This is a genomic window from Tranquillimonas rosea (assembly GCF_900111315.1).
GTDB lineage: Bacteria > Pseudomonadota > Alphaproteobacteria > Rhodobacterales > Rhodobacteraceae > Tranquillimonas > Tranquillimonas rosea.
This window is the reverse complement of the sequence record NZ_FOGU01000003.1, coordinates 175,127-197,592: the sequence shown is the minus strand read 5'-3', so window position 1 is coordinate 197,592 and position 22,466 is coordinate 175,127. Positions and strand designations below refer to the sequence as shown.

Annotated in this window: 24 protein-coding genes; 15 read left to right on the top strand and 9 right to left on the bottom strand. The window is 70.8% G+C overall.

The genetic code is table 11. From position 1 onward, the window contains the following. Window positions 1-64: 64 nt before the first annotated feature. Genes pgsA through BMZ25_RS06065 form a run of 3 tightly spaced genes read left to right on the top strand, consistent with a single transcriptional unit; the run spans window position 65 to window position 1,421 of the window. Window positions 65-736 carry a CDP-diacylglycerol--glycerol-3-phosphate 3-phosphatidyltransferase gene (pgsA, locus tag BMZ25_RS06075; protein ID WP_092690169.1) on the top strand — a complete coding sequence of 224 codons (672 nt, stop codon included), beginning with the start codon at window positions 65-67 and terminating at the stop codon, window positions 734-736. Beyond that, entirely contained in the window at window positions 733-981 is a 249-nt protein-coding gene (gene moaD, locus BMZ25_RS06070; RefSeq protein ID WP_092690166.1) for a molybdopterin converting factor subunit 1, read from the top strand. Before pgsA ends, moaD begins: the two co-directional genes overlap by 4 nt. After that, window positions 978-1,421: a molybdenum cofactor biosynthesis protein MoaE gene (locus BMZ25_RS06065; protein ID WP_092690159.1), complete on the top strand. Its 444-nt coding sequence runs from the start codon at window positions 978-980 to the stop codon at window positions 1,419-1,421. The genes moaD and BMZ25_RS06065 overlap by 4 nt, the downstream gene beginning before the upstream one ends. A 76-nt stretch (window positions 1,422-1,497) precedes the next feature. Here BMZ25_RS06065 and BMZ25_RS06060 read toward each other — a convergent pair whose 3' ends face one another. From BMZ25_RS06060 to ubiA, 3 genes are all read right to left on the bottom strand, one after another. After that, entirely contained in the window at window positions 1,498-1,827 is a 330-nt protein-coding gene (locus BMZ25_RS06060) for a hypothetical protein (protein ID WP_092690155.1), read from the bottom strand. Next, a complete protein-coding gene (locus BMZ25_RS06055) occupies window positions 1,824-3,743 on the bottom strand; it encodes an OmpA family protein (protein ID WP_092690152.1) in 1,920 nt (639 codons plus the stop codon). Before BMZ25_RS06055 ends, BMZ25_RS06060 begins: the two co-directional genes overlap by 4 nt. Window positions 3,744-3,805: 62 nt before the next feature. After that, complete coding sequence (gene ubiA, locus BMZ25_RS06050) at window positions 3,806-4,771, bottom strand: 4-hydroxybenzoate octaprenyltransferase (protein WP_092690147.1); 966 nt, start codon at window positions 4,769-4,771, stop codon at window positions 3,806-3,808. Window positions 4,772-4,785: 14 nt separating this feature from the next. Between ubiA and BMZ25_RS06045 the strand changes: the two genes are divergently transcribed. The 4 genes from BMZ25_RS06045 to BMZ25_RS06030 all read left to right on the top strand — a co-directional run bounded on the left by BMZ25_RS06045 (window position 4,786) and on the right by BMZ25_RS06030 (window position 8,288). Further along, window positions 4,786-5,508, top strand: coding sequence for a 16S rRNA (uracil(1498)-N(3))-methyltransferase (locus BMZ25_RS06045; RefSeq protein WP_092690145.1), 723 nt, complete (start codon window positions 4,786-4,788; stop codon window positions 5,506-5,508). Continuing rightward, entirely contained in the window at window positions 5,505-6,341 is an 837-nt protein-coding gene (locus BMZ25_RS06040) for a GNAT family N-acetyltransferase (protein ID WP_092690142.1), read from the top strand. The genes BMZ25_RS06045 and BMZ25_RS06040 overlap by 4 nt, the downstream gene beginning before the upstream one ends. After that, on the top strand, window positions 6,338-6,853 hold the full coding sequence (locus tag BMZ25_RS06035) for a hypothetical protein (protein WP_092690139.1): 516 nt from the start codon (window positions 6,338-6,340) through the stop codon (window positions 6,851-6,853). Before BMZ25_RS06040 ends, BMZ25_RS06035 begins: the two co-directional genes overlap by 4 nt. A gap of 64 nt (window positions 6,854-6,917) precedes the next feature. After that, a complete protein-coding gene (locus tag BMZ25_RS06030) occupies window positions 6,918-8,288 on the top strand; it encodes a glutamate--cysteine ligase (protein ID WP_092690136.1) in 1,371 nt (456 codons plus the stop codon). Here BMZ25_RS06030 and BMZ25_RS06025 read toward each other — a convergent pair. The 5 genes from BMZ25_RS06025 to BMZ25_RS06005 are packed head-to-tail and all read right to left on the bottom strand — an operon-like array spanning window position 8,282 to window position 11,961. After that, window positions 8,282-8,542 (bottom strand): hypothetical protein, encoded by a 261-nt coding sequence (locus BMZ25_RS06025; RefSeq protein ID WP_092690133.1) that lies wholly within the window; start codon window positions 8,540-8,542, stop codon window positions 8,282-8,284. The genes BMZ25_RS06030 and BMZ25_RS06025 overlap by 7 nt on opposite strands. After that, entirely contained in the window at window positions 8,539-9,114 is a 576-nt protein-coding gene (plsY, locus tag BMZ25_RS06020; protein ID WP_092690130.1) for a glycerol-3-phosphate 1-O-acyltransferase PlsY, read from the bottom strand. Before plsY ends, BMZ25_RS06025 begins: the two co-directional genes overlap by 4 nt. 40 nt (window positions 9,115-9,154) lie before the next feature. Next, window positions 9,155-10,438: a dihydroorotase gene (gene pyrC / locus BMZ25_RS06015; protein ID WP_092690127.1), complete on the bottom strand. Its 1,284-nt coding sequence runs from the start codon at window positions 10,436-10,438 to the stop codon at window positions 9,155-9,157. Next, window positions 10,435-10,983 (bottom strand): hypothetical protein, encoded by a 549-nt coding sequence (locus BMZ25_RS06010; RefSeq protein WP_092690125.1) that lies wholly within the window; start codon window positions 10,981-10,983, stop codon window positions 10,435-10,437. Before BMZ25_RS06010 ends, pyrC begins: the two co-directional genes overlap by 4 nt. Window positions 10,984-11,010: 27 nt before the next feature. After that, complete coding sequence (locus tag BMZ25_RS06005; protein WP_092690120.1) at window positions 11,011-11,961, bottom strand: aspartate carbamoyltransferase catalytic subunit; 951 nt, start codon at window positions 11,959-11,961, stop codon at window positions 11,011-11,013. Between the two features lie 110 nt (window positions 11,962-12,071). Between BMZ25_RS06005 and BMZ25_RS06000 the strand changes: the two genes are divergently transcribed. From BMZ25_RS06000 to BMZ25_RS05985, 4 genes are all read left to right on the top strand, one after another. Beyond that, entirely contained in the window at window positions 12,072-12,872 is an 801-nt protein-coding gene (locus BMZ25_RS06000) for a uracil-DNA glycosylase (RefSeq protein WP_092690117.1), read from the top strand. Window positions 12,873-12,874: 2 nt separating this feature from the next. Then, window positions 12,875-13,417, top strand: a complete 543-nt coding sequence (gene moaB, locus BMZ25_RS05995) for a molybdenum cofactor biosynthesis protein B (RefSeq protein ID WP_092690114.1) — start codon at window positions 12,875-12,877, stop codon at window positions 13,415-13,417. Between the two features lie 87 nt (window positions 13,418-13,504). Then, window positions 13,505-14,971: an efflux RND transporter periplasmic adaptor subunit gene (locus tag BMZ25_RS05990; protein ID WP_092690109.1), complete on the top strand. Its 1,467-nt coding sequence runs from the start codon at window positions 13,505-13,507 to the stop codon at window positions 14,969-14,971. Window positions 14,972-14,974: 3 nt separating this feature from the next. Beyond that, a complete protein-coding gene (locus BMZ25_RS05985) occupies window positions 14,975-18,337 on the top strand; it encodes an efflux RND transporter permease subunit (RefSeq protein ID WP_092690106.1) in 3,363 nt (1,120 codons plus the stop codon). A 6-nt stretch (window positions 18,338-18,343) separates the two neighbouring features. On the opposite strand, the gene BMZ25_RS05980 is transcribed toward BMZ25_RS05985, so the two are convergent. Beyond that, window positions 18,344-19,327, bottom strand: coding sequence for a P1 family peptidase (locus BMZ25_RS05980; RefSeq protein ID WP_092690101.1), 984 nt, complete (start codon window positions 19,325-19,327; stop codon window positions 18,344-18,346). A gap of 112 nt (window positions 19,328-19,439) precedes the next feature. Between BMZ25_RS05980 and BMZ25_RS05975 the strand changes: the two genes are divergently transcribed. The 4 genes from BMZ25_RS05975 (at window position 19,440) to BMZ25_RS05960 (ending at window position 22,457) form a co-directional block, all read left to right on the top strand. Beyond that, window positions 19,440-19,802 carry a hypothetical protein gene (locus BMZ25_RS05975; protein ID WP_092690099.1) on the top strand — a complete coding sequence of 121 codons (363 nt, stop codon included), beginning with the start codon at window positions 19,440-19,442 and terminating at the stop codon, window positions 19,800-19,802. A gap of 40 nt (window positions 19,803-19,842) precedes the next feature. Then, window positions 19,843-20,439, top strand: coding sequence for a DUF1523 family protein (locus BMZ25_RS05970; protein ID WP_092690093.1), 597 nt, complete (start codon window positions 19,843-19,845; stop codon window positions 20,437-20,439). Between the two features lie 74 nt (window positions 20,440-20,513). Further along, a complete protein-coding gene (rpe, locus tag BMZ25_RS05965; RefSeq protein ID WP_092690088.1) occupies window positions 20,514-21,194 on the top strand; it encodes a ribulose-phosphate 3-epimerase in 681 nt (226 codons plus the stop codon). Window positions 21,195-21,197: 3 nt separating this feature from the next. Further along, window positions 21,198-22,457, top strand: coding sequence for a glycerate kinase type-2 family protein (locus tag BMZ25_RS05960; protein ID WP_092690082.1), 1,260 nt, complete (start codon window positions 21,198-21,200; stop codon window positions 22,455-22,457). The last annotated feature ends 9 nt before the right edge of the window (window positions 22,458-22,466 follow it).

The window sequence follows — 22,466 nt, the reverse complement described above, 5'->3', positions numbered from 1 at the left end:
GAAAGGCGCCGCGCAGGCACGCGGCGCCTTTCCCAATCCCGCCGCAGGGATTAGATGTGCCGCAATGACATGGACCGTTCCCAACGTGCTGACCGTCCTGCGCCTGCTTGCAGCGCCGGGCGTCGCCATCGCCTTTCTCTACTTCAACCGGCCCTGGGCCGACTGGTTCGCGCTTCTGCTGTTCGTCGGCGCGGCGGTGACCGACTGGTTCGACGGCTATCTCGCCCGCAACTGGGCGCAGGAAAGCCGCTTCGGTGCGATGCTGGACCCGATCGCGGACAAGGCGATGGTCGTGATCGCGCTTCTCGTGATCGTCGGCTATTCGTCGATGTCGCCGTGGCTCGTCCTGCCGGCCACGATGATCGTCTTCCGCGAGGTGTTCGTCTCGGGCCTGCGCGAGTTTCTCGGGGCCAAGGCCAAGCAACTCAAGGTGACCAAGCTCGCCAAGTGGAAGACGACGCTGCAGATGGTCGCCATCGCAGTGCTGTTCTCGCAGGGCATCTTCCTGCATCACCTGCTGGACCGCAGCCAAGGCATGGACGCCGCCATGATCGACGGCATCATCACCGGCAGCCTGCCCGACGAGGTCGGCCTGACTTGGCTCGCCCAGGCCCGCGACGCGGCCGGGATCGTCGGTCTCGCGCTGTTGTGGCTGGCGGCGGCGTTGACGCTGGTGACGGGCTGGGAATACTTCCGCAAGGCGCTGCCGCATCTGCGCGAGCCGGAGGAGACATGATCGACGTTCTCTACTTCGCCTGGGTCCGCGAACGCATCGGCCTGCCGAAAGAGCGGGTCGAGACCGACGCCGCCACCGTGGCCGACCTCGTGGCCGAGCTGAAATCGCGCGAAGCCCGCTACGAGGCCGCCTTCGCCGATCCCGCGGCGATCCGCGTGGCCCTCGACCAGGAACTCGCCGATTTCGACGCGCCGCTCGCCGGCGCGCGCGAGGTGGCGTTCTTCCCGCCGATGACCGGCGGATGAGCGTCGTCCGCGTCCAGTCCGCCCCGTTCGACCTCGGGGCCGAGACCGGCGCCTTCGCCGCACGCGCCGCCGGGGCTGGGGCGGTCGTGACCTTCACCGGCCTCGTCCGCGACGACACCGGCGATCTTCAGGCGATGGAGATCGAGCATTATCCCGGCATGACCGACCGCGCGATCCGCGCCATCTGCGACGAGGCCGCCACCCGCTGGTCCCTCGCCGAGACCCTGGTCATCCACCGCCACGGCCGGCTGGCACCGAACGAGCTGATCATGATGGTCGCCACCGCCGCGCGCCACCGCGCCGACGCCTTCGCCGCCGCGGAATACCTGATGGACTACCTCAAGTCCCGCGCCCCCTTCTGGAAGAAGGAAATCGGCGCGACCGGCGCCGCCTGGGTCGCGGCCCGCCCCGAGGACGAGGACGCCCTCGGCCGCTGGTGACCCGCACCCTCTTTGGTTCCGGAAATATCCCGGGGGAGTCCCCGCATCGCGGGGACGGGGGCAGAGCCCCCGGACGCTACTGCACGTGGCTCATCCGCTCGACATAGGCGCGCAGCTCCTCGGCCTCGTGGCGCGCGTCCCGCAGACCGTCCATCGCAGCGCGCAGTTCGGCCTCGGTCTGGCTCAGCTGGCCGGCCATCTCGGTCTCGCGCTGCTGCAGGTGCGCCAGCGCCTGGTCGCGGCTCTCCTCCGCGTCGTGCAGCTGCTGGGCCATGGTCTCCAGCGCGCCGATATCCGCCTGGCTGACGCGCGTCAGCCGGTGCACCAGCCAGCATGCGAACCAGCCCAGGGCGAAGGCGACGAAGAGGATTACCGCCGTGGCAATGATGAATTCCGTGCGGTTCACTGAGCGTCACCTTCGTCCGTTGTTTCCGTTCCCGAGGCGTCGTCCCCGCCCGCGCCTTCCGGCCCGCTGTCCTCATCGTCCTCACCTGACGCATCGCCGCCCTCGGGTGCGATGAGCGAGAACTCGATCCGCCGGTTCGCCTCCCGGCCCGAGGCGGTGCTGTTGTCGGCGATCGGCTCGGTCTCGCCGTAGCCCTTCGCGGTCAGGTTCGACACCAGCACGCGCCGCGCCATGAGCGCGCCCAGCACGGCCTCGGCGCGGGATTGCGAGAGTTCCTCGTTCATCACCTCGCGGCCCTGGCTGTCGGTGTGGCCGGCGACTTCCATCTGGACGTCCTCGCAGGTCTTCAGCAGCTCGGCGATGCGGTCGAGGCTTTCGCGCGCTTCCGAATCGATCGTGGCCGAGCCGGGGGCAAAGGTGATCTGCCGGGTCTCGAGCACCGCGTTGATCTGTTCGACGCATTCCTCGGGCGTCGGCGCCGAGAGGGCCGGGTCGAGGGTTTCGTCATAGGTCACGTTGACGGTGAACTCGGCCGATCCGCCGAGGCGCTCGGTCATCAGCCGCGCGATCTCGGCGCGGGCGTCGGCGTTGCCGGTGGTGCCCGATACGACGATTTCGTCCCGCTCGACGGTGGCGGCGCCGCGGTCCAGCAGGCTCAGCGTGTCCACCGCCGCCAGCACCCGGTTCGCCCAGGCGTCCGGCAGATCCGGTTCCAGCCGTAGCGCATTGGTCACGGTCTCCAGCCCGAAGCGCGCCTGCGCAAAGCTCTCGACGGCGTCGCTGGCGCGCTCGTCGCGCACGAGGCCCCGCATCTGGACCTCGCCCTCGGGGCTGCGCGTCGCGACGAAGGTGGGGTCCGGGGTGTCGGCGTCGGGCTCTTCCGCCGGTTCCTGCAGCGTGGCGTCCAGCGAGAAGGCGTCGGGCAGGGCGGCCTGCAGGGTGCCGACCTCGCGGTCGAAGGCGTCGCGCTCGATCTCGGGCGGTGCGACGAGGGCGATGTCGGCGTCGCTCATGGTGACGGTGCCGGCGCCAAGGCGCGCGACCGCCGCGATCGCCTCGGCCGCGGCGTTCGACCAGTCGGGCGTGGGGCGGCCCAGGCCCAGCGTGCATCCGATTTCACCCTCCATCCCGGCCTCGGCAGCCGCCTGCCGGATGCGCGAGCGGCCTTCCTCGGTCTCGGCCGAGCAGGCGTCGAACCGGGGCCCGTCGCCGTCGATCCGGAAGCGCAGCGTGAAGGGCGTGATCACCGGCCGCGGCGCCGATAGGTCGAGCGTCAGGCTCACCTCCTGGGGGGCTGCCCGGGACAGGCTGTTCTCGAGTCGCGTCTTGGCCGCGCGGTCCTCGGCGATGGCGGTGACAGACACCGCGTCGGGCGAGATCGAGACCTTCGAGCGGGGCAGCTGCCGCAGCGCCTCGAGGCCGAAATCCACCGCGGGATCCCAGCCCTCGGGCGCGGGGAAGTCCGCCGTCTCGAGCAGGTCGGTGACCTCGGCGCCGTCGGACAGCGATTCGATCCGGTCGACCAGCGCGCCACGGTCCGTTGCCGCCGGCACCAGCCCGATCAGCGAGATGCCCTCGTCGTTGCGCAGCACCTCGATGGAGAAGTCCGGTGCGTCGATCGCCTCGGCCTCGGCGACCTGCATCCGGTCGATCACCCGGCTCGGATCGACGATCCCGGCCGCGATGGACAGGGCGCGGAACCGCGTCGCCTCGTCCGGTGCGGTGCCGGTCAGGGTCAGTTGCAGCCCGTCCGCGTCCACCTCGGACCAGCCGTGCCCGGCGCTTTCCAGAGCGGTGTCGACGGCCTCGACCGAGCGGCGCTCGATCTCGGAGACGCTCAGCGCGGCGGCGCCGAAGGCGACCGCTCCGGCGGTGCCAAAGGCGATCAGGGCGGGAAGGCGGGCGCGTCGCGTCATCGGGGTCCGATTATGTTGCCTCTGTCTGCGCGGTGAATACCGCCGGGCGGCGGGCCGTGCAATCAGACCAGAAGGGCACAGGCGAAAAGTCCCACCGGAATCAGCCCGGCGTTCCGGTTCGATCGGAATAGCCGCAGGCAGAGGTCCGGGTCATCGATATCGACCGTCCGGATCTGCCAGAACAGGTGCCAACCCATCGCCCAGGGCGCCCCGAACGCCACGGCGAGCGTCAGTGGGCCGGCCGGACCGACCAGCGCCAGCAGCACAGCCAGCCCCATCAGGGACACGGTGGCGGCGGCAAAGCCGATCAGCCATCGCCGCGTGGCCGACCCGAACAGCAGCGCGGTGGACTTCACGCCGATCAGGACGTCGTCCTCCTTGTCCTGGTGGGCGTAGATCGTGTCATAGACCAGCGTCCAGCAGATGCCGCCGAGGTAGAGCGCGACCGCTGGCCATCCCGGCGATCCGGTCGACGCCGTCCAGGCCAGAAGCGCGCCCCAGTTGAAGGCGAGGCCCAGGAAGATCTGCGGCCAGTAGGTGAACCGCTTGGCGAACGGATAGATGCAGACCAGCCCGAGCGAGCCGATCCCGAGCGCGATGGCGGCGGGCGGAAAGGTCAGCAGGATACAGAAGGCGGTCAGCGCCTGCGCGCAGAGCCAAGCGAAGGCCTGCTTCGCGCTGACCTGCCCCGACGGGATCGGGCGCGACATCGTGCGCGCCACCGCGCCGTCGAAATGCCGGTCGGTGATGTCGTTCCAGGTGCAGCCGGCACCGCGCATCAGCCACGCGCCGATGCCGCATCCGGCGAAGATCCAGGCATCGAACCACGTGAACCGCCCTTGGCTGAGAGCCGCGAGCAACAGTCCCCACCAGCAGGGCAGAAGCAGCAGCCAGGTGCCGATGGGCCGGTCGGCGCGCGACAGCCGCAGGTAGGGCCGGGTGGCCGCGGGGGCGAGCCTGTCGACCCAGTTCCCCTTGACGGCGTCGGCCACTTGGCCTTCAGGTCCGGTCGTCGTCGCCTGGCTCATGATCGGGGGGTCCCTTGGCTGCAAAAGTCCGACTCTTTGTAGACCAGCCCCTCGGGGCAGAGCAAACCGTTGCGCTGTCGCCGGCGCAGGCGAACTACCTGTTCAACGTGATGCGGCTCGCTGTCGGCGCCGAGGTCGCGCTGTTCAACTCGGCCGATGGCGAGTGGCGGGCCGAGGTCGCCGAGACCGGCAAGAAGAAAGGCGTGCTGCTCTGCCGCGCGCAGACCGCGCCCTTGCGCCGGCCGCCGGACCTGTGGCTGCTGTTCGCGCCGATCAAGAAGGCCCGCACCGACTTCATCGTCGAGAAGGCCGCCGAGATGGGCGCGGCGCGGATCGTGCCGGTGCAGACCGACTTCACCAACTCCGAGCGCATCCGGCAGGACCGGCTTCAGACCCACGCCATCGAGGCGGCCGAGCAATGCGGCGGCACCTTCGTCCCCGAGGTCACTGGGCTGCACAAGCTGAGCGATCTGGTGTTGGGCTGGGACGCCGACCGCGCGATGATGTTCTGCGACGAGGCGCAGGCGGGCATGGCGCACGGGTTGGAAGGGGCGCAGCGCGGTCCCTGGGCCATCCTGATCGGGCCCGAGGGCGGGTTTTCCGAGGCCGAACGGGGGCGGCTCGCGGCCCTCCCGCAGGTCCGCACCGTCAGTCTCGGCCCGCGCATCCTGAGGGCGGATACCGCCGCCGTCGCGGCCATGACACTGTGGCAGCAGGCGTTGGGAGATTGGGCATGACCCCGGCCGGCGCGGAAGACCTGCCCGATATCGAGCGGTTCCTGAAGCGGCACGGCGACGTCGCGATGTTTCCGCGCGCGAACCTCGACCGCTACGGGCTCGACGGTGCGGCGGACCACGCTCCGACGTTCTGGATCGCGCGGGACGGGGACGAGGTCACCGACGCGCTGACGGTCACCCGCGGCGGCGCGGTCTTTCCCATCCTGCCCTCCGGCGACTGGGAGGCGGCGTCGGCGCTGCTGCGTGGCCGGACCGTGACCCACGCCATCGGCGCGGCCGAGTATCTGCGGCCGCTCGTTTCCGCGGCCGGGCTGGGCCGGGCGCGGACCACTCTGGATTCCGACGAGCCGCTGCTGGCCCGCGACCTGTCGCCGCTGGCGGTGCCGGACGGGCCGGGGCGGATCCTGCCGCTGGCCGAGGTTCCGCGCGACACGGCGATCGAGTGGCGCAGCCAGTACGTCATGGAGACGCTCGGCATCCCGCAGGACCGCGCGCGCAGCCGCGCCGCGTCCGAGGTCGACGCCGCAATCGCGGTGGGATCGCATGTCATGCTGTTCGACGGTGACACACCGCTCGCGATGACGGGGTTCAACGCCGCTCTGCCCGAAATCGTGCAGATTGGCGGCGTCTACGTCCCGCCGGAACGCCGGGGGCAGGGGCTGGCGCGGCGGGCGGTGGCGCTGCACCTGACAGCGGCGCGTGAGCGGGGCGTCTCTCGCGCGGTATGCTTCGCCGCTTCCGACGCCGCGCTGCGGGCCTATCGCGGGCTCGGATTCGAGCGGATCGGCACGCTGGCCCTGTGTTTCTTCGATGGCCCGCAGGAGGTCTCATGAGCTTTGTCCGTCCGCAGGTCCGCGCCCTCATGTGGCGCTGGCGCGAGGCGCTGGCCGGGGGCGGGGCGATCCTGCTCGGCCTCTGGTGGGCGCTGGTCACGGGCGGACTGATGCTGTGGATCGGCATCGTCGTGGTGCTGGGCGGCGTCGCGCTGGCGGTGTCCGGCATTCAGCGCGGCCGCTTCCGTAGGGGCGGCGGCGGGCCGGGCGTGGTGCAGCTGGTCGAAGGGCAGCTCGGGTATTTCGGACCGCTGACCGGGGGCGTCGTGGCGACCGACGACATCACCTTCCTGGGGCTGACCGCGCTGCCCGGAGGGCGGGCGCAATGGGATGTCGTCGGCGGCGACGGCACCAACCTGTCGATCCCCACGGATGCCGAAGGCGCCGAGGCGATGCTGGACGTGATTGCCCGGTTCCCCGATCTGCGCACCGAGGATGTGCTCTCGCGCCTGTCGAAATCCCCTGTTCAGGGGGGCACGGTCTGGCGCAAGGATCGGCCGCGCCTGCATTGACTTCCTCCGCCGATGAATCCACGTCAGGGCTTCTGAGGCGCGGCCACGTTCGGAGTTAGTACCCATGTCCATTCCCCAGTCCGGCGGTGGCCCGATCGAAGACGTCTCGCAGCTTGCGGCCTATCTCGAGGCCGGGTGCAAGCCGCCCGAGGATTGGCGGATCGGCACCGAGCACGAGAAGTTCGGCTATTGCAAGGACACGCTCAAGCCGCTGCCCTATGACGGCCCGCGCTCGATCCGGGCGATGCTCGAAGGGCTGCGCGACAGCTTCGGCTGGAGCCCGGTGGAAGAGGGCGGCCTGATCATCGGGCTCGAGAAGGACGGCGCGAACGTTTCTCTCGAACCGGGCGGGCAACTGGAACTGTCGGGCGCCCCGCTCGAGAACATCCACCAGACCTGCGACGAGGTGAACCAGCACCTCGCCGAGGTGAAGTCGGTGGCCGACGGGATCGGCGCGGGCTTCATCGGTCTCGGCGCCGCGCCCCATTGGCGGCACGAGGACATGCCCCGCATGCCCAAGGGCCGCTACAAGCTGATGACCGACTACATGGGCCGCGTCGGCACCCACGGCACGCAGATGATGTACCGGACCTGCACGGTGCAGGTGAACCTCGACTTCGGGTCCGAGGCTGACATGGTCCGCAAGCTGCGCGTCGCGGTGGCGCTGCAGCCGGTGGCGACGGCCCTTTTCGCCAATTCGCCGTTCTTCGAGGGCGGGCTGAACGGCCACAAGTCGTGGCGCAGCCGCATCTGGCGCGACCTCGACGCCGACCGCACCGGCATGCTGCCCTTCGTGTTCGAGGACGGCTTCGGCTTCGAGCGGTGGGTGGACTACGCGCTCGACGTGCCGATGTACTTCGTCTACCGCGACGGGCAGTACATTGACGCGCTCGGCCAGTCGTTCCGCGACTTTCTCAGGGGCGAGCTGCCGGCGCTGCCGGGGGAGATCCCGACGCTGTCGGACTGGGCGGACCACCTGACGACGATCTTCCCCGAGGCGCGGCTGAAGAAGTTCATCGAGATGCGCGGCGCCGACGGTGGCCCGTGGCGGCGGCTCTGCGCGCTGCCGGCGTTGTGGGTCGGGCTGACCTACGACCGTAACGCGCTGGATGCCGCCTGGGACCTCGTGAAGGACTGGGATGCCGAAACCCGCGAGGCGCTGCGCGTCTCGGCCTCGGTCCACGGCCTGCAAGCCGAGGCGAACGGCGTGAAGATGCACGATCTCGCCCGCGAGGTAGTCGCCATTGCCGATCGCGGGCTGAAGGCGCGCGGCCGGCAGGGCGCCGGCGGCATGCTGCCGGACGAGAGCCATTTCCTGAACGCGCTGAAAGAAACGGTCGAGACCGGCCAGACCCCGGCGGACGAGCTGATCGCTCGCTACGAGGGGGACTGGAACGGCGACGTGACCCGCGTTTTCGGCGACTACAGCTACTGATCCGGCACCAGCGCCAGCACGAACGCCACGACCTTGTCGTCGGACATTTCGCAGGGCCGCAGGCGCTGGCGCCCGTCGCGCAGGGTGTAGAGGTTCAGGCTGACGTGATCGCCGTCCTCGGCCTCGGCCCAGAGTTTCCGGCTGCGACCGTCGGCCCACGAGGTCTTGGCGACCACCCAGCGGCGCCCGTGGGCCGTGCCGGTGAAGGTACCCTCCGGCAGCGCGTCGAATGCGCGGCGAAAGGCGTCGGTCACTTCCCGATCTTCGGCTCGATCCCGCGCGCCAGCCGCACGATGTTGCCCCGGTGGCGCCAGAACACCAGCACCGCCAGCAACGCCAGCAGCAGCGACAGGTCGGACCGCCCCAGGGCAAAGGCCGCGACCGGCGTCAGCGCCGCCGAGACGAGCGCCGACAGCGACGAGATGCGCAGCAGCGCGGCGGTGCCGATCCACAGCGCGCACGAGATCAGGCCCACCGGCCACGACAGCGCGAGCGCCGTTCCCAGGAACGTGGCCACGCCCTTGCCGCCGAGAAAGCGGGTGAAGACCGGGTAGCAATGCCCCGCGAACGCGGCGAACCCCGCCACCTGCGCCGCCGTTTCGCCCAGGAGCAGCCGCGCGGCGATCACCGCGATCGCGCCCTTTCCCGCGTCGAGCACCAGCGTCAGGAACGCCGCCAGCTTGTTCCCGGTGCGCAGCACGTTCGTGGCGCCGGGATTGCCCGAGCCGATCTGGCGCAGGTCGCCCAGCCCGAACAGGCGCGCCATGACGAACCCGAACGAGATCGAGCCCAGGAGGTAGGCCAGCACGGCCACCAGGATCAGCATGTCGTTTCCCTCTTCGTGGGGGTGAGGCGCGCGCGCAGGATCATCCGAAGACGCGCCGTCCGTTGACCCAGGTGCCCAGCACCCGGCCCTCCATGCGCTGCCCGTCGAACGGCGTGTTCTTGGACTTCGATCTCAGCGTGAAGCGGTCCAGCACGAAGGGCGCGTCCGGATCGAACAGCACGAGGTCCGCCGGGGCGCCCGCGCCCAGCCGTCCGCCGGGCAGGCCCAGCCGCCGCGCGGGGTTCAGTGCCATCGCCCGCCACAGCGTCGGCAGGTCGAGGTCGCCCGCGTGATAGAGCCGCATCGCCGCCGGCAGCAGCGTCTCGAGCGCCACCGCGCCGCTCGCCGCCTCTTCGAAGGGCAGGCGCTTGCTTTCTTCGTCCTGCGGCGTGTGCATCGACGAGATCACGTCGATCAGGCCGCTCGCCACCGCTTCGACGACAGCGCGGCGATCGTCCTCGGAGCGCAGCGGGGGCTTCACCTTGAAGAAGGTGCGATAGTCGCCGACGTCCAGTTCGTTCAGCGTCAGGTGGTGAATCGAGACCCCGGCGGTCACGTCGAAGCCGTTCTGCTTGGCCCGCTCAAGCGGCGGCAGGGTGCGGGCGCTGGTTACCTGGTCGGCGTGGTAGCGGGCGCCGGTCATCTCGACCAGCGCCATGTCCCGGTCGAAGCCCATCCGCTCGGCCATGGGCGTGACGGCGGGCAGCCCGCGCAGGGCGGCGAACTTGCCACTGGTCGCGCTGGCGCCGGCGGACAGGCCCGGATCCTGCGGGTGGGCCAGAACCAGCGCGCCCAGGCCGCGGGCATAGGTCAGGCAGCGCTGCATCACCTTGGTATCGGCGATCACCCGGTCGCAATCGGTGAAGGCGGCGGCGCCGGCATCGAGCATGAAGCCGATCTCGACCATCTCGCGTCCCGCCCGGTTGCGGGTCAGGGCGGACATCGGGACGACGTTCACCGGGCTGTCGGCATTGGCGCGGCGGGCGGCGAATTCCAGCACTTCCGGCGTGTCGATGGCGGGGTCGGTGTCGGGCCGGGTGACAATCGTCGTCACGCCCCCCGCCGCCGCCGCCAGACCGGCCGAGCCGAAGCTTTCCTTGTGGCGCTCGCCGGGCTCGGACACCTTGACGCCGAGGTCGACGATGCCGGGCGCAAGGCACTTTCCGCCCGCGTCCACGCGGGCATCGCAGGTGACGTCGTCGGGCCGCGGCGTGTCGAAGACATGGGCGATGCGGCCGTCCTCGACCAGAAGCGCGCCGGCGGCATCTCTCCCGCGCTCGGGGTCGATCAGGCGGGCATCGTGGATCAGCGTGCGTTCGGTCATCCGGCGAAGGCCCAGACCAGCAGCAGCGCCGCCACGGCGAGTGCCGCGATCACGGCGATCAGCCGCGCGCGCGATCCCTGGCCCGCCGGGGCGGGATCGGTGCGCCCGCCGGTGAGCGTGCCGCGCGCGCTTTCGGATTCGAGCCGTTCATTGGCGGGGCGGGCCGGCGTTTCGCTGTAGGTGGCGAAATGGGCCAGCGGCGCCGTCGGTCTCAGCGTCTGCGCCCCTGTGCCCAAGGCGACGGACGGCAGGACCACGACATGCCCGGTCAGCGCATCGAGCCGCGCGCGGTCGGGGACGACCTGCGCCTCCTGCACGCCCTGTCCCTCGACGAGGTAGCCCGACAGGCCCATTCCGGTCAGCTCGCGCGTGGCCAGCACCTCGACCCGTTCGGGGTCCAGATGCGTCGCGCCGAGCGCCCGTTTCAGCGGCCAGCCGGAATCGTCCGGGGTGGTAAAGGCCGGGACCTCGTCGGCGCGAAGGTCCAGCGTGAAGACGTGGACCTTGCCCCAGTCGCGCTCAGGTATCTCGATCGTGTCGGTCATCGCTATCTCTTCGTTGCGTGGCGCCGCTCAGGCATCGGCGGCCTCCGCCCGCGCGGCGCGCAGGTTCTGCGCCAGGAGGTCCATCGCGGCCATGCGCACCGCAACCCCCATCTCGACCTGTTCCTGGATCACCGAGCGGTTGATGTCGTCGGCAAGCGTGCCGTCGATCTCGACCCCGCGGTTCATCGGGCCCGGATGCATCACGATGGCATCGTCCTTGGCGCCGGCCAGCTTGTCGGCGTCCAGCCCGTAGCGGTGGTAGTATTCCCGCTCGGACGGGATGAAGCCGCCGTCCATCCGCTCTTTCTGAAGGCGCAGCATCATCACCACGTCGGCGTCCTCGAGCCCGGCGCGCATGTCGTCGTAGACCTCGACGCCCCAGTCCGCCGCGGCCGAGGGCATCAGCGTGGGCGGCCCGACCAGCCGCACGCGGTTCTCCATCTTGCCCAGCAGCTGGATGTTCGACCGCGCCACGCGGGAATGGGCGATGTCGCCGCAGATCGCCACGACCAGCCGGTGCAGGCGCCCCTTGGCCCGGCGGATGGTCAGGGCGTCCAGCAGCGCCTGCGTGGGGTGCTCGTGCCGCCCGTCGCCCGCGTTCAGTACCGCGCAGTTCACCTTCTGCGCCAACAGGTCCACGGCGCCCGAATGGGGATGCCGCACCACCAGCAGGTCGGGCCGCATCGCGTTGAGGGTGAGCGCCGTGTCGATCAGCGTCTCGCCCTTCTTGATCGAGCTCGCCTGCATCGCCATCGACATCACGTCGGCGCCCAGGCGTTGCCCGGCCAGCTCGAAGCTCGCCTGCGTGCGGGTGGAGTTCTCGAAGAACATGTTGATCTGGGTGAGGCCCTTTAGCGCCTCGGCGTGCTTGTCCTCGGAGCGGTTCATCGCGACGTAATGGTCGGCGCGGTCGAGGATCGCGGTGATCTCGAGAGGATGAAGCGGCTCGATCCCCAGAAGATGCGTCTGTGTGAACATCGCGCCCCGCTCGTCCTCGGTCTCCGCCGTGTATAGAAGCGAGACCGCCGGGGTACAACGACCCGTTCGGGCGGCTGTTCCGCGCCGCTCCGTGCCCCTATAAGGGGGCCATGATTCAGGGACTCGATCCACAGGACGCCTTGGCGCTGCTGGCCTGGCAGGTGGAGGCGGGCGCGACCGAGGCGATCGGCGACGCGCCGGTCGACCGCTATGCCGCCCCGCCGCCGCCCGAGCCGAAGGCGGCGCCCGCGGACGGGCCGTCGGCCGCGGTGGCCGAGGCCCCCCCGCGCGACGCCGGACCCGACGCCGTGGGCATTGCAGAAGAGGCCGCCGCGGCGGCGCAGGACCTTGAGGGGCTCCGCGCCGCGCTGGCGGCGTTCGAGGGCTGCGAGCTGAAGCGCGGGGCGAAGTCGCTGGTGTTCTGCGACGGCGACCCGGCGGCGCGTGTGATGATCATCGGCGAGGCGCCCGGCCGGGAAGAGGACCAGCAGGGCAAGCCCTTCGTCGGGCGGGCCGGGCGGCTGCTGGACCGGATGTTCGCCGCCATCGGCCTGGGCCGCGACCGGCCGGGGACCGAGGCGCTCTATATCACAAACATCCTGCCGTGGCGGCCTCCGCACAACCGCGACCCGAACGCCGACGAGATCGCGATGATGTTGCCGTTCATCCGCCGTCACGTCGATCTCGTCGACCCCGAACTCGTGATCCCGATGGGCAACATCAGCTGTCAGGGCCTCTTGGGCCGCCGGGGCATCACCCGGCTGCGCGGCACCTGGACCGAGGCGCTGGGGCGCCCGGCGCTGCCGATGCTGCACCCCGCCTACCTGTTGAGAAATCCCGCCGCCAAGCGCGAGTCCTGGGCCGACCTGCTGGCGCTGCAGGCCCGCCTGCGCGGCGATGGCAAGGAGTGACGATGTCGTCCATAGACGAAACCCGCACGTTCATCCCGGTCCGCATAGCAATCCTCACCGTTAGCGACTCGCGCTCGCCCGAGGACGACCGCTCGGGCGACACTCTGGTCGAACGGCTGGAGGCGGCGGGGCATGTCCTGGCCGACCGCGCGATGCTGCGGGACGACCGCGCCGCGATCGCGGAGAAGCTGCGCGAGTGGTGCGTCAACCCGGATGTCGACGTGGTCATCTCGACCGGGGGCACGGGGCTGACAGGCCGCGACGTGACGGTCGAGGCGCACCGCGACGTCTACGAGAAGGAGATCGACGCCTTCGGGACCGTCTTCACCCATGTCTCGATGGCCAAGATCGGCACCTCGGCGGTGCAGAGCCGCGCCTGCGGCGGCGTGGCGAACGGCACCTACCTGTTCGCGTTGCCCGGCAGCACGGGCGCCTGCCGCGACGGCTGGGACGAGATCCTGTCGCTGCAGTTCGACTACCGGCACCGGCCCTGCAACTTCGTCGAGATTTTTCCGCGTCTCGACGAACACCGGCGACGGAAATAGGCGGCCGGCGCGTAACAACCTCGTAACTTGGTCGAACCCGGTCCTGCCTGTAGACCTGCGGGACCGCTCGCGAGAGGTTGAGACGACATGCAATTCCTGCGCCGCACGCTGGTCGGCGTCTTCCTGATGGCGACGACGGTCGGGCTTCTGGCGCTGGCCGCCGCGACGGTGTGGTCGGCGCTCCAGACCCGGCTGGCCGACACGCCCGCCCGTCCTCCGGCCGAAGAGCCGGTGGTCAGCGTCGACGTGATCGAGGTCACGCCCGAAACCATCGCCCCGGTGCTCGAGACCTTCGGCGAGGTTCAGAGCCGCCGGTCGCTGGAGGTGCGCGCCTCGGCCTCGGGGCGGGTGATCGGAGTGGGCGAGAGCATCGACGCCGGCGCCCGCGTGACGCGGGGCGACCTCCTGTTCCGAATTGATCCGACCGAGGCCGAGCGCGCCCGCGATATCGCCCGCACCGACGTGGCCGATGCCGAGGCCGAGTTGCGGGACGCGCGCCGCGCCGTCGACATCGCGCGCGACGACCTGGCGTCGGGCCGGGCGCAGGCCGAGTTGCGGCGGCAGGCCCTCGCGCGACAGCGGGACCTGTCGGATCGCGGCGTCGGCACCGCCGCCGATCTCGAGACCGCCGAACTGAACGCCGCCGCCGCCGACCAGGCCGTGCTGTCGCGCCGGCAGGCTCTGGCCGATGCCGAGGCGCGGGTCGACCAGGCGACGACCGCGCTGGAGCGCCAGCGGATCGCGCTGGACGAGGCCAAGCGGGCGCTGGACGACACCGAGGTCGTCGCGCCCTTCGACGGCATCCTGTCCGAGGTCGTGGTCAGCGAGGGCGGTCTCGTCTCGGCGAACGAGCGGATGGCCGACCTCATCGACGGCGAGGCGCTGGAAGTGGCGTTTCGCGTCTCGACCCCGCAATACGCGCGGCTGGTGGACGAGGCGGGCAGCCTGATCGACGCACCGGTGACCGTGTCGCTCGAGGTCAACGACTACGTCCTCTCGACCACGGGCGTGATTACCCGCGAAAGCGCACTGGTCGCCGAGGGAGAGACCGGGCGCGTCCTCTATGCCCGTCTCGACAGCGCGGCGGGCTTCCGGGCTGGGGATTTCGCGACCGTCCGGGTGACTGAGCCCGAACTGGGCGGCGTCGCCCGGCTGCCGGCCAGCGCGGTCGATTCCGCGGGGCAGGTGCTGATCGTGGGGCCGGAGCAGCGGCTCGCCGTGGTCCGGGCGCCGGTGCTGCGCCGGCAGGACGACGACGTGATCGTCGCCGCCGATGCGATCGCCGGAGAGCTGGTCGTCGCCCGGCAGACACCTCTTCTGGGCACCGGCATCAAGGTCGATCCCGACATGCGGCGTGGCCCGGCCGACAGCGGGCCGGGGGATACTGAGGAGATGGTCGCGCTGTCCGCCGAACGTCGCGCCCGACTCGTCGCCTTCGTCGAGGATGACGCCGTCATGCCGCCGCAGGCCAAGACGCGGGTGCTGGCGCAGCTGCGCGCCCCCGAGGTGCCGGCCACGATGGTCGCCCGCATTGAAGCCCAGATCGAGGGCTGAGCCATGCGCCGTCTCTCTCCGATCGCCGGGCTCCTGTCGTATTTCACCCGCCACCGGACGGCGGCGAACCTGCTGCTCGTGATCCTGCTGGCCCTCGGAATCGCGGCGGCGCCGCGGATGCGGGCGCAGTTCTTTCCCGACATCGTGGTCGAGAGCATCGACGTCGACGTCAGATGGGAGGGCGCCGGCGCCGAGGACGTGGACAACGCCATCGTCGGCCTGATGGAACCCGCCCTGCTGGCGGTCGAGGGCGTCGAGAGCAGCGAAAGCCGCAGCTCCGAGGGCCGCGCCTCCATCGAGGTGGAGTTCGAGCCCGGCTGGGACATGGACCGCGCCTACAACGACGTGCAGGCGGCGGTCGACGGCATCTCGGACCTGCCGGAGGACGCGGAAGAGCCCCGCGTCAGCCGCGACGGCTGGCGCGACAGGGTGACGGACGTGGTCATCACCGGCCCGGTCGGGGTCGATCAGCTGGCGCGCTTCGCCGACGAGTTCAACACGCGGCTGTTCCAGCAGGGCGTGACCCGCACCAGCCTGCGGGGCCTGTCGGCGCCGAACACCATCGTCGAGGTGCCGCAGATCGCCCTGATGCGCCATGACCTGACGCTCGAGACCATCGCCGGGGCGCTCGCGGCGGCGGCCGAGGCGAACCCGGCGGGCGACGTCTCGGGCGCGGCGCGGCTGCGCACCGGCACCGCCCGCCGCACGCCCGAGGAATTGGCGAACGTCGTCCTTCGTTCGAACCCGGACGGATCGACGCTGCGGGTCGGCGACGTGGCCGACATCCGGTTCGAGGGCGTCGACCGCGACAGGGCCTACTACGTTGGTGCCGATCCGGCGATCTCGCTCCGCGTCGACCGCAGTGCGACCGGCGATGCCCTGTCGCTTCAGGAAACGGTCGAGAGCGTCGCCGCCGACATGCGGGCTGGGTTGCCGCAGGGTGTCTCGATCGACCTGATCCGCACCCGCTCAGAAGAGATCAGCGGCCGCCTGAACCTGCTGCTCGACAACGGGCTGATGGGGCTCGTGCTGGTGGTGGCGCTGCTGTTCCTGTTCCTCAACGCGCGCACCGCGCTGTGGGTGGCGGCGGGGATCCCGGTGGCGATGACCGTGGCCATCGCGCTGATGTACGTGGCGGGGCTGACGTTCAACATGATCTCGCTCTTCGCGCTGATCCTGACGCTGGGCATCGTGGTCGACGATGCGATCGTGGTGGGAGAGCACGCCGATTTCCGTGTCCGACGGCTGGGCGAGACGCCGACCGAGGCCGCCGAGACCGCGGCGGGCCGGATGTTCGCGCCGGTCTTCTCCGCGACGATCACCACGGTCATCGCCTTCTTCGGACTGGTGGCCGTCGGCGGGCGCTTCGGCGGGCTTATCGCCGACATCCCCTTTACCGTCATCGTCGTGCTGCTGGCGTCGCTGATCGAGTGCTTCCTGATCCTGCCGAACCACATGGCGCACGCGCTCGCCTCGTCCGCGAAGCAGCACTGGTACGACTGGCCCTCGCGGCAGGTGAACCGCGGTTTCACCTTCGTCCGCGAACGCGCGTTCCGGCCGCTGATGCGGGGCGTGATCCGGGCGCGCTATCCGGTGCTGGCGGGGGCCGTCGCGCTGTTGGCCAGCCAGGTGGCGCTGGTCCTGACGGGCGACGTGCAGTGGCGCTTCTTCAACTCGCCGGAACAGGACAGCGTGTCGGGCAACTTCGCCATGCTGCCCGAGGCCGAGCGCGCCGACACGATGGAGATGATGCGCAACCTCCAGGCGGCGGTGCGGGCCACGTCCTCGGACTATGCCGACCGCTACGGCAGCGACCCGGTGGCCTATGCCGTGGCCGAGATCGGCGGAAACGCCGGACGCGGCCTGTCGGGCACCGAGAGCAAAGAGAGCTATCAGCTCGGCGCGATCTCGGTCGAGCTGATCGGCCCGGACGAACGCCCCTATCCGGCCTCACAGTTCACCGCCGACCTTCAGGACCGGATCGAGCGGCACCCGCTGCTCGAGACGCTCAGCTTCCGCGGAGGGCGCTGGGGGCCGGGGGGCGACTCGCTCGACGTGCAGCTGTTCGGGGCCGAGACGCCGGTGCTGAAAGCCGCGGCCGAGGATTTGAAATCCACGATGGAGCAGTATCCCGAGGTCTCGGGGCTGGAAGACACGCTCGCCTACGACAAGGACGAGATGGTGCTGACGCTCACCCCCCAGGGTGAGGCGCTTGGGCTGTCGATCGACGCGCTCGGGGCGACGCTGCGCAACCGGCTCACCGGGATCGAGGCGGCGACCTATCCGGTCGGACCGCGCTCGGCCGCGATCCGCGTCGAGCTGCCCGAGGACGAGCTGACGGCGGATTTCGTCGACCGCACCCAGGTCCGCACGCCCGACGGGGTCTATGTCAGCCTCGCCGACGTGGTCTCGGTCGAGACGACCTCGGGCTTTTCCACCGTCCGGCGCGAGAACGGCATCCGTCTGGTGTCGGTGCTGGGCGATATCTCCGAGGACGACCCGGCCCGCGCCACTGAGATCCAGGCCGAGCTGCAGGACCGCATCCTGCCCCAGCTCGAGGCGGATTTCGGGGTCTCGACCCGCATGTCGGGGCTGGCCGAGCAGGAGAGCGAGTTCCTGAGCGACGCGGCGACCGGCTTCGTGCTCTGCCTGCTGGGGATCTACCTGACGCTCGCCTGGATCTTCGCCAGCTGGACGCGCCCGCTCGTCGTGATGGCGATCATCCCGTTCGGGCTGGTCGGCACGATCTGGGGGCACGACCTGTGGGGGATGCCCCTGTCGATGTTCACGGTTGTTGGGCTGATCGGCATGACCGGGATCATCATCAACGACTCGATCGTCCTGGTGACGACGGCCGACGAATACGCCGAGGGACGCGGGTTGTTCCCGGCGATCGTCGATGCCGCCTGCGATCGGCTGCGCCCGGTGCTGCTGACGACGCTGACCACCGTGCTCGGGCTGGCGCCGCTGTTGTACGAAAGCTCGCAACAGGCCGAGTTCCTCAAGCCGACGGTGCTGACGCTCGTCTTCGGGCTGAGCTTCGGGCTGGTGCTGGTCCTGCTGGTGGTGCCGGCGCTGATGGCGATGCAGGCCGATCTGGCGCGGCAGCGGGCGTCCTTGCGACGGGCGCTCGGCCGGGCGCGGGGATCGGTTGCGGGGCGTGCCGCGATGATCCTGTCGGCCGGGGCCGCTGTGCTGTTCGCGCTGACCATCGGCGCGACGCTCTGGACCGGGGCGCTGCCCGCGATGCTGGGCGGCGGCGGGCCGGCGGCGGCGCTGGCGATCTTCCTCGCCGCGCTCGCGGTTCTGACGCTCGGGGTCTACGCGGTTGCGGCGGCGCTGATGTCGCGGACGCGGCGGGCCTGAGCGCGGTCAGCCCCAGCTTTCGGCCCAGGTGGGCAGCACGTCGCCCTCGGCCGATGTCGCGGCATGCACCCCGCGCGCGATCGCCCGCGCCAGGCAGCACGCGGCGGCATGGCCAAGCCGCAACTCGCCCGCCGGGTCCGGTGCGGGACGCGTCCCCGTGGCAGCGGCGAACACGAGGTCGCCGTCGAAGGGCGTGTGGCTGGGCAGCAGCGCGCGGGCCATGCCGTCATGCGCCGCCATCGCCATCCGCCGTGCCTGCGCCTTGGTGAGCGTGGCGTCGGTCGCCACGATGGCGATCGTCGTGTTGGTGCCCTCGGTCAGTTTCGTTGCCGGAAAGCCGCCGCCGTCGTCCTTCGGGGCGCCCCGGTCGCCGTATTCGCCGCCCCGCTCGAACGGGGCCGCCCAGAATTGCCCGGTGCCGGGGTGAACCGCGCTGCCCACCGCGTTGACCGCGACGAGCGCGCCGAGTGTCGTGCCGTCCGCCAGCACCGCCGAGGCCGATCCCAGGCCGCCCTTCACCCCGGCCGTGGTGGCCCCGGTGCCGGCGCCGACGCTGCCCAGATCAAAGTCTGGCCCGGCCGTGTCGAGGGCCTGCCGGCCCAGGGGCTGGTAGGGCGACTGGGTCCAGTCATGGGTGCCGCCCGCCGCCAGGTCGAAGAGGATCGCGGCTGGCACGATGGGCACCCGGTGGCCCGCCGCCTCGAACCCGCGTCCCGCGGCGCGCAGCCCCGCGGCCACGCCATCGGCCGCCGCCAGCCCGAACGCCGAGCCGCCGGACAGGACCAGCGCGTCCACCGCGGGCACGAGGTTCTCGGGCGCCAGAAGATCGGTCTCACGCGTGCCGGGCGCGCCGCCGATGACCTGGACGGCGGCGGTGAAGGGCCTGTCGCCGGTCAGCACCGTGGTGCCCGATTTCAGGCGCGCGTCCTGCGCGTGGCCCACGCGCAGTCCAGGCACGTCGGTGATAAGGTTGCGTTCACCCGGTTTCATTCGCGTCCCTCCGGCCAGCGCCCGCACGATGCAGGGGGCGCCGGGATGAGGCAAGTCGCCCCTTGCCGAGCCGCCGCCGGCGCACGACCTTGAACCGCAGGAGGCGCCGCCCGTGACCCTGACGCTCGAACTCGCCCTGCCGCTGATCGTGCTGGCCGTGGCCGCCGCCGCGGTGCCGCTTGCGATCTGCCGTGTCTGGCCGCCACGCGGCGACGCGGGGCTGGCGCTGCGCGGTCTGCTCGCGGCGCTCGTGCTGGTCGTTCTGGCCGCCGGGCTTTTCGCCGTTCTCTATGCGGTCGGCGGCGCCCGACTGGGCGCGGCGGCGCAGTCCGCGCCGCTGGCGAGCGTCTGGCACTTCCTGTGGCTTGGAACGATGTCGGCGCTGGTCTGGGCGCCGTTCCTGCTGCTGACGATCCTGGGCCTCGGGCGCCGGCTGCGCGCGGCGCGGCAGGCCGAGGAGATCCGCAACGGATGACGCGCTTGCCTCGCGGCGCGCGATGAGGGAAGACAACGGTATGCTCTACGTGAAATGGACCATTCGCATCGTCGTCCTTCTGCTGCTGGCGGCGTTCCTTCACTACACCCTCCCGCAGCGCGACGTGGTGCGGATCGCGGACACGTATGAACGCCGCATCGATCCGGGCAACAACGCGGTGTTCTGGTCCCGCGCCAACACCGGCAACGCCCAGAACGACAATCGCGACGTGTTCTTCGTCCAGACGATCCAGGCCGACGGCGATCCGATGGTCTATCGCAACGAGGATACCGGCTGGGGCTGGCCGCCCTACCTGAAGTTCGACAGCGCCAGCCTGCAGACCCGGGCCGCCGACCTCCGCTCGACCGGGGACGAGCCGCAATGGGTCGTGCTGCGTCACTACGGATGGCGCATGGACATCCTGTCGGTGTTTCCGAACGCGTTGGGCATCCGCCCCGTCGACTCGCCGGATGTCGAACTGTTCCCGTGGGGCAACATCGTCCGCATCGTCGTCATCGTGCTGCTGATCCTGACGATCCGGCGGCTGCTGATCATGTTCCGTCAGTCGAACATCGACCCGCTGACCGACGGCGATCCCAGCACCAAGCCCAGCTGGTGGCCTGGCCGGCGGCGCTGACCGGGCCGGGGCTACACAAACACCCTACGAGGCGGTAGGAAAGCCTCGGGACCGACCTTCCGGGAGATAACGCCATGTCCGCCAGAGCCATCAAGATCGCCCCGTCGATCCTGTCGGCCGACTTCGCCGATTTCGGTGCCGAGTGCCGCGCCATCGAGGACCAGGGCGCCGACTGGGTCCATGTCGACGTGATGGACGGCCACTTCGTGCCGAACATCACCTTCGGTCCAGCGACCTGTGCCGCGATCCGCCCGCATATCAAGGGCACGATGGACGTCCACCTGATGATCGCGCCCGTCGATCCCTACATCGCCGCCTTTGCCGAGGCGGGCGCAGACATCCTCACCGCCCATGTCGAGGCCGGGCCGCACCTGCACCGCACGCTGCAGGCGATCCGCGCGGCGGGCGTCCGGCCGGGCGTGGCTCTGAACCCGGCCACCCCGGCGTCGGCCGTGGCGCATGTGCTGGACCTCGTCGACGTGATCTGCGTGATGACGGTGAACCCCGGCTTCGGCGGGCAAGCCTTCATCGACGGCCAGCTCGACAAGGTGCGCGAGCTGCGCGCCATGGTCGGTGACCGCGACATCCACATCGAGTGCGACGGCGGCGTCGACACGACGAGCGCGCCCCGCTGCGTGGCCGCCGGGGCGGACGTTCTGATCGCCGGCTCCGCCGCCTTCAAGGGTGGCAGTGTGACCGAGCCCGACGCCTATGGCCGCAACATCCGGGCCCTGCGCGACGCGGCGGTGGGCTGAGCGATGGAGGACACGGACCGCCGCCTGCTGACGTCGCTGTTCGAGGCCGCCGTCGAGGCGGCCGATCCGCACCGCGCGTTGAAGGATCATCTGCCCGAGCCGCCGCCGGGCCGCACCGTCGTCGTGGGCGCCGGCAAGGGCGCGGCCCATCTCGCCGGTGCGTTCGAGGACCTCTGGCCGGCTCCGTGCGAGGGGGTCGTCGTCACCCGGCACGGATTCGGCGCCCCGACGCGGACGATCCGGGTGCTGGAGGCGGCGCATCCGGTGCCCGACGCGCCCGGTCTCGAGGCGAGCGAGGCGCTGCTCGACGCGGTGACGGGCCTCGGCCCCGACGATCTGGTGGTCGCACTGATCTGCGGCGGGGGCTCGGCGCTGCTGCCGGCGCCGCCCGAGGGCCTGACGCTGGCGGACGAACAGGCGCTGACCGAGTCGCTCCTGCGCTCGGGTGCCCCGATCGGCGCGATGAACGCCATTCGCAAGCAAGTGAGTCGCATCAAGGGCGGACGCCTCGCCGAAGCCGCGCATCCCGCGCGGGTGGTCAGCCTGATCGTCTCGGACGTGCCCGGCGATGCGCCGGCCGAGGTGGCCTCGGGCCCGACCGTGCCCGACAGGCGCGACATCGAAATCGCCCGCGCCGCGGTGCGCGACTGGAACATTGAGCTGCCCGATGCAGTGGCGCGGCACCTTGAGACCGCTCCGAAGGCGCCGGATCCCGACGATCCCGCCTTCGCGCGGGACGAGGTGCATGTGATCGCCTCGGCCGCACGCTCCCTCGAAGCGGCGGCGGAGGCTGCGCGGTTGGCTGGGATCACGTCGCACATCCTGTCGGACGCGATCGAGGGAGAGGCGCGCGACATCGGCCGGATGCACGCCGCGCTCGCCCGCGAGGTCGCGACGCGGGACAGACCCTTCGCGCGGCCCTGCCTTCTGCTCTCGGGCGGCGAGACCACGGTCACGCTGCGGCAGAAGGGGCGGGGCGGCCGCAACACAGAGTTCCTGCTGGCCTTCGCGATGGCGGCGGACGGGGTGGACGGGCTTGCCGCCCTTGCGGCCGATACCGACGGGATCGACGGCTCCGAGGACAACGCCGGCGCCTTTGCCGACGGCCAGAGCGCGCGGCGCCTGCGCACGGCGGGCCACGATCCCGCGGACCTGCTGGCGCGCAACGATGCCTGGCGGGCGTTCGACCTGCTTGGGGACCTGTTCGCGCCCGGCCCGACCGGCACCAACGTCAACGATTTCCGGGCGATCCTGATCCGCTGAGCCCCGCGC

Bases quoted from the DNA above. Each gene is read 5' to 3' on its own strand.
- BMZ25_RS05990 (WP_092690109.1), top strand. From the start codon at position 13,505: ATGCAATTCCTGCGCCGCACGCTGGTCGGCGTCTTCCTGATGGCGACG.
- rpe (WP_092690088.1), top strand. From the start codon at position 20,514: ATGTCCGCCAGAGCCATCAAGATCGCCCCGTCGATCCTGTCGGCCGAC.
- BMZ25_RS05980 (WP_092690101.1), bottom strand. From the start codon at position 19,327: ATGAAACCGGGTGAACGCAACCTTATCACCGACGTGCCTGGACTGCGC.
- BMZ25_RS06030 (WP_092690136.1), top strand. From the start codon at position 6,918: ATGTCCATTCCCCAGTCCGGCGGTGGCCCGATCGAAGACGTCTCGCAG.
- BMZ25_RS05985 (WP_092690106.1), top strand. From the start codon at position 14,975: ATGCGCCGTCTCTCTCCGATCGCCGGGCTCCTGTCGTATTTCACCCGC.
- BMZ25_RS06035 (WP_092690139.1), top strand. From the start codon at position 6,338: ATGAGCTTTGTCCGTCCGCAGGTCCGCGCCCTCATGTGGCGCTGGCGC.
- pgsA (WP_092690169.1), top strand. From the start codon at position 65: ATGACATGGACCGTTCCCAACGTGCTGACCGTCCTGCGCCTGCTTGCA.
- BMZ25_RS05970 (WP_092690093.1), top strand. From the start codon at position 19,843: ATGCTCTACGTGAAATGGACCATTCGCATCGTCGTCCTTCTGCTGCTG.
- moaB (WP_092690114.1), top strand. From the start codon at position 12,875: ATGTCGTCCATAGACGAAACCCGCACGTTCATCCCGGTCCGCATAGCA.
- BMZ25_RS06040 (WP_092690142.1), top strand. From the start codon at position 5,505: ATGACCCCGGCCGGCGCGGAAGACCTGCCCGATATCGAGCGGTTCCTG.
- BMZ25_RS06000 (WP_092690117.1), top strand. From the start codon at position 12,072: ATGATTCAGGGACTCGATCCACAGGACGCCTTGGCGCTGCTGGCCTGG.
- BMZ25_RS06010 (WP_092690125.1), bottom strand. From the start codon at position 10,983: ATGACCGACACGATCGAGATACCTGAGCGCGACTGGGGCAAGGTCCAC.
- ubiA (WP_092690147.1), bottom strand. From the start codon at position 4,771: ATGAGCCAGGCGACGACGACCGGACCTGAAGGCCAAGTGGCCGACGCC.
- BMZ25_RS06005 (WP_092690120.1), bottom strand. From the start codon at position 11,961: ATGTTCACACAGACGCATCTTCTGGGGATCGAGCCGCTTCATCCTCTC.
- BMZ25_RS06065 (WP_092690159.1), top strand. From the start codon at position 978: ATGAGCGTCGTCCGCGTCCAGTCCGCCCCGTTCGACCTCGGGGCCGAG.
- BMZ25_RS06055 (WP_092690152.1), bottom strand. From the start codon at position 3,743: ATGACGCGACGCGCCCGCCTTCCCGCCCTGATCGCCTTTGGCACCGCC.
- BMZ25_RS05960 (WP_092690082.1), top strand. From the start codon at position 21,198: ATGGAGGACACGGACCGCCGCCTGCTGACGTCGCTGTTCGAGGCCGCC.
- moaD (WP_092690166.1), top strand. From the start codon at position 733: ATGATCGACGTTCTCTACTTCGCCTGGGTCCGCGAACGCATCGGCCTG.
- plsY (WP_092690130.1), bottom strand. From the start codon at position 9,114: ATGCTGATCCTGGTGGCCGTGCTGGCCTACCTCCTGGGCTCGATCTCG.
- pyrC (WP_092690127.1), bottom strand. From the start codon at position 10,438: ATGACCGAACGCACGCTGATCCACGATGCCCGCCTGATCGACCCCGAG.